This window comes from Erwinia sp. (genome assembly GCF_031978025.1).
Classification (GTDB): domain Bacteria; phylum Pseudomonadota; class Gammaproteobacteria; order Enterobacterales; family Enterobacteriaceae; genus Erwinia.
In genome coordinates, this window is sequence record NZ_DALZCD010000173.1 from 1 (window position 1) to 9,174 (window position 9,174).

The 9,174-nt window shown below is 57.0% G+C and carries 9 protein-coding genes; 2 read left to right on the top strand and 7 right to left on the bottom strand.

Annotation, left to right across the window (positions count from 1 at the left end; translation table 11 throughout):
- Positions 1-81 precede the first annotated feature (81 nt).
- Both RTK32_RS14155 and RTK32_RS14160 read right to left on the bottom strand, forming a co-directional pair.
- On the bottom strand, positions 82-1,359 hold the full coding sequence (locus RTK32_RS14155; RefSeq protein ID WP_312045013.1) for an MFS transporter: 1,278 nt from the start codon (positions 1,357-1,359) through the stop codon (positions 82-84).
- Positions 1,352-2,503 (bottom strand): mandelate racemase/muconate lactonizing enzyme family protein, encoded by a 1,152-nt coding sequence (locus tag RTK32_RS14160; RefSeq protein WP_312045015.1) that lies wholly within the window; start codon positions 2,501-2,503, stop codon positions 1,352-1,354. Before RTK32_RS14160 ends, RTK32_RS14155 begins: the two co-directional genes overlap by 8 nt.
- A gap of 304 nt (positions 2,504-2,807) precedes the next feature.
- Here RTK32_RS14160 and RTK32_RS14165 point away from each other — a divergent pair, with 304 nt between their 5' ends.
- Entirely contained in the window at positions 2,808-2,942 is a 135-nt protein-coding gene (locus RTK32_RS14165) for a hypothetical protein (RefSeq protein WP_312045017.1), read from the top strand.
- Positions 2,943-3,030: 88 nt separating this feature from the next.
- On the opposite strand, the gene RTK32_RS14170 is transcribed toward RTK32_RS14165, so the two are convergent.
- Positions 3,031-4,032 (bottom strand): zinc-binding alcohol dehydrogenase family protein, encoded by a 1,002-nt coding sequence (locus RTK32_RS14170; RefSeq protein WP_312045019.1) that lies wholly within the window; start codon positions 4,030-4,032, stop codon positions 3,031-3,033.
- A gap of 97 nt (positions 4,033-4,129) precedes the next feature.
- Between RTK32_RS14170 and RTK32_RS14175 the strand changes: the two genes are divergently transcribed.
- Positions 4,130-5,026, top strand: coding sequence for a LysR family transcriptional regulator (locus RTK32_RS14175; RefSeq protein ID WP_312045027.1), 897 nt, complete (start codon positions 4,130-4,132; stop codon positions 5,024-5,026).
- Positions 5,027-5,121: 95 nt separating this feature from the next.
- Here the strand turns inward: RTK32_RS14175 and ettA are convergent, their stop codons facing one another.
- The 4 genes from ettA to RTK32_RS14195 all read right to left on the bottom strand — a co-directional run.
- Positions 5,122-6,789: an energy-dependent translational throttle protein EttA gene (gene ettA / locus RTK32_RS14180; protein WP_312045021.1), complete on the bottom strand. Its 1,668-nt coding sequence runs from the start codon at positions 6,787-6,789 to the stop codon at positions 5,122-5,124.
- 107 nt (positions 6,790-6,896) lie between these two features.
- The gene (gene deoR / locus RTK32_RS14185; protein ID WP_312045023.1) at positions 6,897-7,661 is read right to left on the bottom strand and encodes a DNA-binding transcriptional repressor DeoR; all 765 of its coding nucleotides are present in this window, start codon (positions 7,659-7,661) and stop codon (positions 6,897-6,899) included.
- A 154-nt stretch (positions 7,662-7,815) separates the two neighbouring features.
- On the bottom strand, positions 7,816-8,793 hold the full coding sequence (locus RTK32_RS14190) for a thioesterase domain-containing protein (protein ID WP_312045025.1): 978 nt from the start codon (positions 8,791-8,793) through the stop codon (positions 7,816-7,818).
- Positions 8,718-9,174: AMP-binding enzyme (locus tag RTK32_RS14195; RefSeq protein ID WP_312045026.1), on the bottom strand; the 457-nt coding region annotated here is incomplete at its 5' end. The genes RTK32_RS14190 and RTK32_RS14195, both read right to left, overlap by 76 nt.

Consider the following 9,174-nt stretch of genomic DNA (forward strand, 5'->3'; position numbering starts at 1 on the left):
GCTGGTGCAGGAAATGCTGGGTGCGCGTTCAACCGGCGACTAAACCGAAGAAGGGAGCGGATGACGCTCCCTTGCTAAGGACTAAGCCAGCGCCCGCAATGCATTAACGCTGCGCTCACGCACAAACAGCCCCAGCAGCGCCATGCCGGTCAGGGCCAGCACGCTGGCCAGTAAAAAGGCCGACGAGTAGCCGCCGCCATACTGGATCAGAAAACCGGTGATGCCCGGTGACAGGATACCCGCCAGGTTCGCCAGCAGATGCACAAAACCGCCTGCGGTGCCGATGCGCTCGGCGGGCACAATATCCTGCAACAGTGACCAGCACGCTTGCGGCGTCATATAGGCGAACACGCTGGCCAGCGTAATCAGCGAGACCGCCAGAGTCACGCTGCTGGCCCAGGCCGTAAGCATCACGCAGACGGCGGCCACCGCCAGCCCGCAAAAGATTACCAGCTTGCGCGACAGCAGAAAGTTACCGGTGCGGCGAAACAGCGCATCGGAAATCATGCCGCCGCCGATAAAGCCGACGGTCGCGCCCAGCCACGGCAGAATGCCAATCAGACTCATGCTTTTGATATCCAGATGCTGAAAATCGGTCAGGTAGCTGGGCAGCCACGACAGAAAGAAAAACTGGATATAGTTAAAGCAGAAAAAAGCCGCCGCAACGCCCAACACCGGCAGCGACAGCACGTAGTGCCAGAGCGGCGTTTTTGCCTTACCGACCGGCGCTACGCGCGTGGCAGGGCGCTGAGCAGCGATCATCTGTCGCTCCGGCTCGCCAACGCGCGGATGGTGTTCTGGCCTGTCGCGGAACAGCCACAGCCAGAAAGCCAGCCAGACAAAACCCAGCGCGGCAATGACGATAAAAGAGACGCGCCAGCCAAAGTGCAGCCCAACCAGCCCCACCACGGGGGCGGCAATAGCAGCACCCAGCGGCTGCCCGGCATTCGTGAAGCCGACGGCGCGGCCAACTTCCTTACGCGGGAACCAGTTAGAAATCGATTTATTGGTGGTGGTGCCCATCGGCCCTTCGCCGATACCAAATAGCACGCGCACGATCAGCAGGTGCGTAAAGCTGCCCGCCAGCGCCGTTGCACCGCAAAACAGCGACCAGATCGCCGCCGCCCAGCCAAACACCTTACGCGGGCCGTAGCGGTCTGCGCCCCAGCCGCCCAGAAAGCAGAACAGGCAATAGCCGATAAAAAAGCAGCTGAACAGAATGCCCATCTGCGCATCATCAATCTGTAAATCCTTTTTCACCAACGGCGCCATTACTGACAGGGCAGCGCGATCGAGATAGTTCAGCACGCCTGCGAAAAACAGCAGCAGCGCCACGACGCTGCGATAATTTTTAAACATGGCTGGCCTCCGCGCTTAACGTGAGATGACTGACGGTATGATCTTTCAACACGGTCGGGTCGGGAACAAAGCCCAGGCCTGGCGTGGTGGGAAGGGTGAGCGTGGGGGTAAAATCCAGCTGCGGATAGAGCCGCGGCGTAAAGCGGATCCAGGGCACTTCCAGCAGAATATCCTGTGGCAAGGTGGCCACCAGATGCGCCGTCGCCAGTAAGCCTGCGCCGTAGTAGAAACAATGCGGCACCACCTTGATGCCGTGCCCGGCAGCCTGTTTCATCACGCGCAGCATAGCGGTGATACCGCCTACTTTCGCTACGCTGGGTTGCAACACGTCGACTGCCGCCGCAGGGTAAAACGGTTCGAACCCCCAGTCGCCGCAGACATTTTCCCCTGCGGCTATCGGCGTGCCCGCGCGGCGGACTGCCGCCAGGCCTGCGATGTCATCCGGTGGCCAGATCGGTTCTTCCAGCCAGCCCAGCTTTAATTCCGCCAGCTGGCGAGCGCGGGCGCTGGCTTCCGCTACCGTCCACGGGCAATTTACGTCGACCATCAGGGTGGCTTCCTGCGGCAAGGCGTTCCTGGCGGCGGCGATGGCAGCGTAATCAGTCTCATGCAGCTTCAACGTGTGAAAACCTGCCTGCCACGCCCGCCGGACCTGATGAGCCACTTCGTCAGGCTGGTTGTTATAGCTGACCAGGCTGGCATACAGACCAATTTCCTTGCGCGTGGCGCCCAGTAACTGCCACAAAGGTTGGCCAAGATGCTGACCCAGTAAATCCCACAGCGCAATATCTATCGCCGACAGGGCATAGCGTACCGGCCCGCTGCGGCCAAAAGCGTGTAGCGCCTGCTCCGCCTCGCTGACCAGCGCCGTCAGCGCCTCGCGGCTTTCCGGCATCTGTTTACCAAGAAAAAGCGGGATAGCCAGCGATTCCAGTGCCTGGGCCGTTACCGGGTTGCATAAATGGCCAAAGCCTTCGCCCCAGCCCTGGCGGCCATCATCCGTAGTGATGCGCACCAGCAGTGTTTCCATTTTCTTTAACGCAGACGACGCGGCGTTCCAGGCCGTTTCCTGCTGCTCTGGCGCGCTACGATCGCTTTCAAAAGGAATAGCAAGGCGGATCACTTCAATGTGACTGATTTTCATGCCATAAACCTCATCAGGTAGGGGAGGAGAGACAGCGGCTTGTAATCGGAGTTATGGGCGCCAGCTGACTGTTGCCGTTTCAGTATAAAAAAGCGGCCAGGCGGGAGCATCGTACAGTCGCCCAGGGATAGCGGGGGATGGGGGAGGAAATTTTGGCATCTGGCTAAGCGGCTGCGGGACAGCTCACAGAAGCGGCAGATCGCGCAGGCAAAAAAAGAGCCGTCAGCATTACCTGACGGCTCTGTAAAAAGCCTTTGTACGTCATCTCGTCTGGCGTGACGGACAGATGTAGCCGGTCAGACGCATGGGTAAACCCTGTGCGCTGCCCGTATCACAGACGCCACAGAGCGATGCCGGATCTCTGACGCATCACGATTCTTTAGGAGCAGGACGTTCTGCTGACGGCCCGCACGTTGCGGTGGTCAAAACGCTAACCTGAGCAGCACGCCCTGGGCTTCTTTTTGCTTTCACCGGCCGTCACTGTCAACGGCACGTTTTTTTGCGTCCGGGGTGGGCAGGCAATCCGCTCAGTAAACCATCACCACTTTACCGCGCATATGGCCTTCCAGCACCAGATTGTGTGCTTCGGTTAGCGTTTCCACGCTCAACCCATGCAGCGTCTTGCTCAGTGATGTAGTGACTTTACCTTCGTCCAGCAGCTTCGCGGTAGCGTCCAGAATTTCACCCTGGCGAGCGATATCCGGCGTGTTATACATGCTGCGGGTATACATAAGCTCCCAGTGCAGCGCGGCACTTTTCAGCTTCAGCTGGTCCATATTGAGCGGCTTTGCGTTTTCCACAATGGTGCAGATTTGTCCCTGTGGGGCAATCAGCTGCGCCAGCGTGTCCCAGTGACCGTCGGTATCGTTCAGGCAGAAAATGTAATCAACCTGCTTCAGCCCCTGTTTTTCCAGTTCTGCAGGCATATCTTTGTAATCGATAACGAGATCCGCGCCGCGATCTTTACACCATTGTGCAGAGTCGGGACGGGAAGCCGTGGCGATAACGGTGACCTTGCTGTGTAGCTTAGCGAAAGGGATCGCCAGCGAACCCACGCCGCCCGCGCCGCCCACGATCAGCAGCGTTTTGCCTTCTTCTGCTTTATCAATCATCAGGCGGTCAAACAGGCCTTCCCAGGCCGTCAGGGCAGTCAGCGGAATAGCGGCAGATTCGGCCCAGTCCAGCGAAGTCGGCTTGTGGCCGACGATGCGGGAATCGATCAGTTGATGCGTGGCATTGCTGCCGGGACGGGTAAGATCGCCTGCGTAGTAAACTTCGTCGCCGACTTTAAAATTACTGGCCTTGTTGCCCACTTCCAGCACCACGCCGCTGGCGTCCCAACCCAGGATACGCGGCTCGGTAAGGCCATTTTTCTGTGCGCCTTTATGGACTTTGGTATCTACCGGATTCACCGAGGCCGCTTTCACCCCGACCAGCAGATCGTATCCTTCAGGGCCACGCTTATCTGTTTGTATTTCAATAAATTGATCCGGTTTTTCTGGATTAATAGCAATAGCTCGGATTGTCATAACACCTCCTTCTGGATTTATGTTATTGAGTGTAGATGCTCAACAGACCGATGATAAGTCGTACAATTACTAACTCAGTGTTCGTTTCAGGTGAACAATAATGTTTAAACAGCTGCAGGATATGGCTCTCTTTGCAATGGTAGCCGAGTGCGGCAGTTTTACCGGGGCAGCCAGGCGCGCAGGCCTGCCAAAATCAAGCGTCAGCCAACGTATCAGTCACCTTGAACAGGCGCTGGGATTGCGCCTGATTAACCGCACGACCCGACAGTTAAATCTGACCTATGCGGGGGAGCGTTATCTGGTCCATTGCCGGGAAATGTTGCAGGCCAGCGAAAGAGCCACCATGACCATTGACCGGCTGCGGGACAATCCCAGCGGGCGCTTGCGTATCACCTCGCCAGCCGGTATCGGCGCCACGCTGCTGGCGCAGTTTAATGCTGCTTTTCAGCAGGCTTATCCGGAGGTGACGCTGGAGGTTTCCGTGTCGGATGAAGTGCGGGATATTGTGCAGGAAGGCTATGATATCGCGCTGCGTACCGGCCAGCCGCAGGACTCTTCGCTTATTGGCAGGCGCATCGGTTACTGCGATCGCATGCTGGTGGCCTCGCCTGGCTATCTGGCGCGCTATGAGGAAATTACTCATCCGCAGCAGCTGGCGGAGCATCGCTGCATTGCGCATCGCGCATGGAACGAGTGGCTACTGAAAAAAGATGAGGAGTTTTACCGCTGGCTGCTGCCGCCGGTACATACCACCGATAATCTGGTGTACGCGAGAGAATGTGCGCTGGAAGATGCGGGCATTACGCTACTGCCGAGATTTCTGGCGGAGAAACCGCTGGCGGAAGGCTCGCTGGTCAGGGTGCTGCCAGCATGGAAAACGGCAGGCAATGAATTGTGGCTGGTCTATCCGGGCCGTAAGCTGAATACGCCTGCGCTGGTGCGCTTCGTCGATTTTGCGCTGGAATCAGATATCTTTCGGGAATTTTATCGCTAGAACGCACGGCGGACTGAAAGCCCGTTTAGAGGAAGGTAAAGACAGGGAAAAGTGACTTGCCGTGCCGGCAAACAGCCCGGCACGGCACAGTGAGGTTACTTCGCCATACGCTTATACTTGATGCGTTTCGGCTCCAGTGCTTCTGCACCCAGCGTACGCTTCTTGTATTCTTCGTATTCGGTAAAGTTACCTTCAAAGAACTCAATCTTGCCTTCATCCTGATAATCCAGAATGTGAGTGGCAATACGGTCCAGGAACCAGCGGTCATGCGAGATAACCATCGCACAGCCAGGGAACTCCAGCAGGGCGTTTTCCAGCGCGCGCAGGGTTTCGATGTCCAGGTCGTTGGTTGGCTCATCAAGCAGCAGCATGTTGCCGCCGACCTGCAGCAGCTTGGCCAGATGCAGACGGCCGCGCTCACCACCGGACAGTTCGCCTACGCGTTTGCCCTGATCGACGCCTTTAAAGTTAAAGCGACCAACGTAGGCACGGCTTGGCATTTCGGTATTGCCGATGCGCATGATGTCCTGACCGCCAGACACTTCTTCCCAAACGGTTTTTGAGTTATCCATGCTGTCACGGAACTGATCGACCGAGGCCAGCTTCACGGTATCGCCCAGCACGATGCTGCCGGAATCGGGCTGCTCCTGACCGGACATCATGCGGAACAGCGTTGATTTACCCGCGCCGTTCGGCCCGATAATGCCGACAATCGCACCTTTCGGCACGGAGAACGATAGATCGTCAATCAGCACGCGGTCGCCATAGGATTTGTGCAGGTTGCTGACTTCCAACACTTTATCGCCCAGACGTGCGCCTGGTGGAATAAAGAGTTCGTTGGTCTCGTTACGCTTCTGGTAGTCGGTGCTGTTCAGCTCTTCAAAGCGGGCCAAACGCGCCTTGCCTTTAGACTGACGGCCTTTAGTACCGGCACGCACCCACTCCAGCTCTTTCTCAATCGATTTACGGCGAGCCGCTTCGCTTGAGGCTTCCTGCGCCAGGCGGGCATCTTTCTGCTCCAGCCAGGAGGAGTAGTTGCCTTCCCACGGAATACCTTCACCGCGGTCCAGCTCCAGGATCCAACCTGCTACGTTATCCAGGAAGTAACGGTCGTGGGTAATCGCGACCACGGTGCCTTCGAAGTCGTGCAGGAAACGCTCCAGCCAGGCCACGGATTCGGCATCCAGGTGGTTGGTGGGTTCGTCCAGCAGCAGCATGTCCGGCTTTTCCAGCAGCAGACGGCATAGCGCCACGCGGCGACGCTCACCACCGGAAAGGGTAGCAATTTTCGCGTCCCACTCCGGCAGACGCAGCGCATCCGCGGCGCGTTCCAGCTGGGTGTTCAGGTTATGGCCGTCGTGCGCCTGGATAATCTCTTCCAGACGGCCCTGCTCGGCCGCCAGCTTATCGAAGTCAGCGTCTTCTTCCGCGTACAGCGCGTACACTTCGTCCAGACGCTTCAGCGCGCCTACGACGTCGGCCAGCGCTTCTTCAACCGATTCACGAACGGTATGCTCCAGGTTGAGCTGCGGCTCCTGCGGCAGGTAGCCGATCTTGATGCCGGGCTGCGGACGGGCTTCCCCTTCGATATCTTTATCGATGCCGGCCATGATGCGCAGCAGCGTAGATTTACCCGCGCCGTTTAAGCCCAGGACGCCGATTTTTGCGCCAGGGAAAAAGCTCAGGGAGATGTTTTTCAAAATATGACGCTTCGGCGGAACCACTTTGCCGACGCGATGCATGCTATAGACGAATTGAGCCACGTAGGATGAGCCTCTTGGTGTCTGTGTAATAACCGGGGCAGTCGCTGCCCACTCAGATAGCGAAGTTTAGCTGGTTTCACCCGGCAATCACAGACGCAGGCGGCAGATTATCCAGGGTACTGCGCGACGCCTGCCTGTTCCAGCTGCCGGGCGAGGGCTTCCGGTGCCGCTTTGTCGCTGACTAAGGTATCGAACAGCGAGAGATCGCCGATGCGGGCGGGCAGCACCTTGCCAAATTTGCTGCTGTCGGCCACCAGAATACGCTGGCTGGCACGCTGTAAAGCCTGATGTTTCATCGGCAGTTCGTTGAGGTTAAAACAGGTCACGCCCTGATGCGCGTCAATGCCTGCCGCAGAGATAAAGGCTTTGGCGGGGCAAAGATTATCGATAACCGATCCCTGGCCCAGCGGGGTAAAAATGGCGTTATCGGCGTGAAACTCGCCACCGTTAAGGATGACTTTACAGCGGGGCTTTTCCTTCAGGGCCAGGAAAGTGTTGACCGCGCAGCAGATAGCGATAAATTCCAGATCATTATCAATCGCATCGATAATCCACGGCATGGTGGTGCCGCAGTCAAAAAATACCGTTTCCCCGGGCTGGATAAGCGTGGCCGCCAGCTGGCCCAGCCGCCGCTTCTTTTCTACGTTGTGTGCCTGCTGATCGGAAACGAAGTAGTGGCGCTGGGTCGCTTTAGGATCGCTGACGATATAGCCGCCCAGCAGCACTACGGCAGAAGGCTGTTCGCCAAGATCGCGTCGAATCGTCATTTCGGAAACGCCCAGCAGCGCCGCCGCTTCTTTCAGATGGATCTTGTCGGTACGCTTCAGCGCATGGGCCAGTTTTTTTACTCGCTCGCTGCTACGGCTTTCCATAAATGCTTGTTCCTGAACGGGAAGGGGCGCTGCATTTCCGTATAAATCACTCTGATTTTAATAAGTTGCAGGGAAAGATGCAGGCAGAGGGATTATCTTACCCGCATCGGCAAAGCGCCGCAAACGCCCGTGTTTGCGGCCCTCAAGGCAGCGATTATACGGTAGAGCTTTTTGTCGCGCGGTTGTCGGTTAGCGCGGCGATGATGTCCTGATGGCAGGAGATAATAGAGTGATGATCCGCTGCCAGCGGCACAATTTTAAGGTGCTGACAAATTTGACCTAATCCATTATCAGCCATCGCCAGTATTTCATGCCCGTCGTTTCGATCGATATTAATTAAGCTTACAAATTTTGTGGCCTTGAACAGCGTTACCCGGGTATGACGAAGCGCTGAACTCAGCGGTTGATCGTTTAGCTTTAACTCTGTGTCTTCAATGCGAATAACACGCTCGGCCGCTTCGCCTTGCAGGCCTATAGCCGCCAGCAGCGATCCCAGCATGCCTGGCGTAACGCGCTGCTGAACAGCCGTCTGGTAAAGGCTGTCCAACACAAAAACGTGGATATGCCGATAACCGGCGCGTTCCAGCTGCGCGGCGATTTCCAGCGCAATAATGCCGCCCAATGACCAGCCGAGCAGATAAACAGGCCGATCCTGCGGCAGGCCGTGCTGCAACATATGCTGCAAATAGTAATCAGCCAGCGCGGGCAGGGCAGACACGACAGGCTGGTTAAAAAGGTTGTAGTTATTAATCCCGATGACGTTCATGTTGCCTTCAAGGCTTAGCGCCAGATCCTGATAGATCTCGCAGCCGACAATGGCGGGATGCACCATCCACATGTCACGGCTGGCCGTATGAACATTCAGTGGCTGAAGCAGACGAAACCCTGTCTGCGACCTGTTCATGTGTTGAAGCAGCTTTTGCAGCGGCGGCGGCGAGGCGGTCAGGTTTTCAGCCTGATAACCGGTGCGAATAGCGTTGGCCTGTTGGCGTAGCGTAGCGTGCGAGAGCAGCGTTTTCATTTCTATTGCGATCCCCTGGTTTTTCAACCTCATCATCAACTGGATCGCATGAATTGAATGACCGCCAAGCTCGAAAAAGTCATCGTCGCGGCCAATCCGGGAAACGCCCAATAGATCGCTCCAGCACGCGGCCAGCAGCCGCTCTTCATCATCGTTCGGCGGCAGAAAAGTTTTCTCTTCCGTGCCTGTAAAACGGGCTGCGGCAGCGTTTTACGGTCCAGTTTGCCGTTGGGCGATAGCGGGAAGGCATCCAGCCGTACAATAGCGAACGGGATCATATAATCGGGCAGGGTTTCCTTCAGCTGTTCGCGAAGCCGCTGCTCAAGACGGGCTTCCGGTTTTGCCACTACCCAGGCGACCAGCCGTTTATCGCCTTGCTCGTCATCGCAGGCTTGCACCAGCGCCCCTTCCACGCCAGCACAGTGGCCCAGTTGCTGCTCGATTTCGCCCAGCTCAATACGCAAACCGTGAATTTTTACCTGAAAATCATTG

Coding starts and splice junctions, on each gene's coding strand:
- RTK32_RS14155 (WP_312045013.1), bottom strand. CDS start 1,359: ATGTTTAAAAATTATCGCAGCGTCGTGGCGCTGCTGCTGTTTTTCGCA.
- RTK32_RS14160 (WP_312045015.1), bottom strand. CDS start 2,503: ATGAAAATCAGTCACATTGAAGTGATCCGCCTTGCTATTCCTTTTGAA.
- RTK32_RS14165 (WP_312045017.1), top strand. CDS start 2,808: ATGGGTAAACCCTGTGCGCTGCCCGTATCACAGACGCCACAGAGCGAT.
- RTK32_RS14170 (WP_312045019.1), bottom strand. CDS start 4,032: ATGACAATCCGAGCTATTGCTATTAATCCAGAAAAACCGGATCAATTT.
- deoR (WP_312045023.1), bottom strand. CDS start 7,661: ATGGAAAGCCGTAGCAGCGAGCGAGTAAAAAAACTGGCCCATGCGCTG.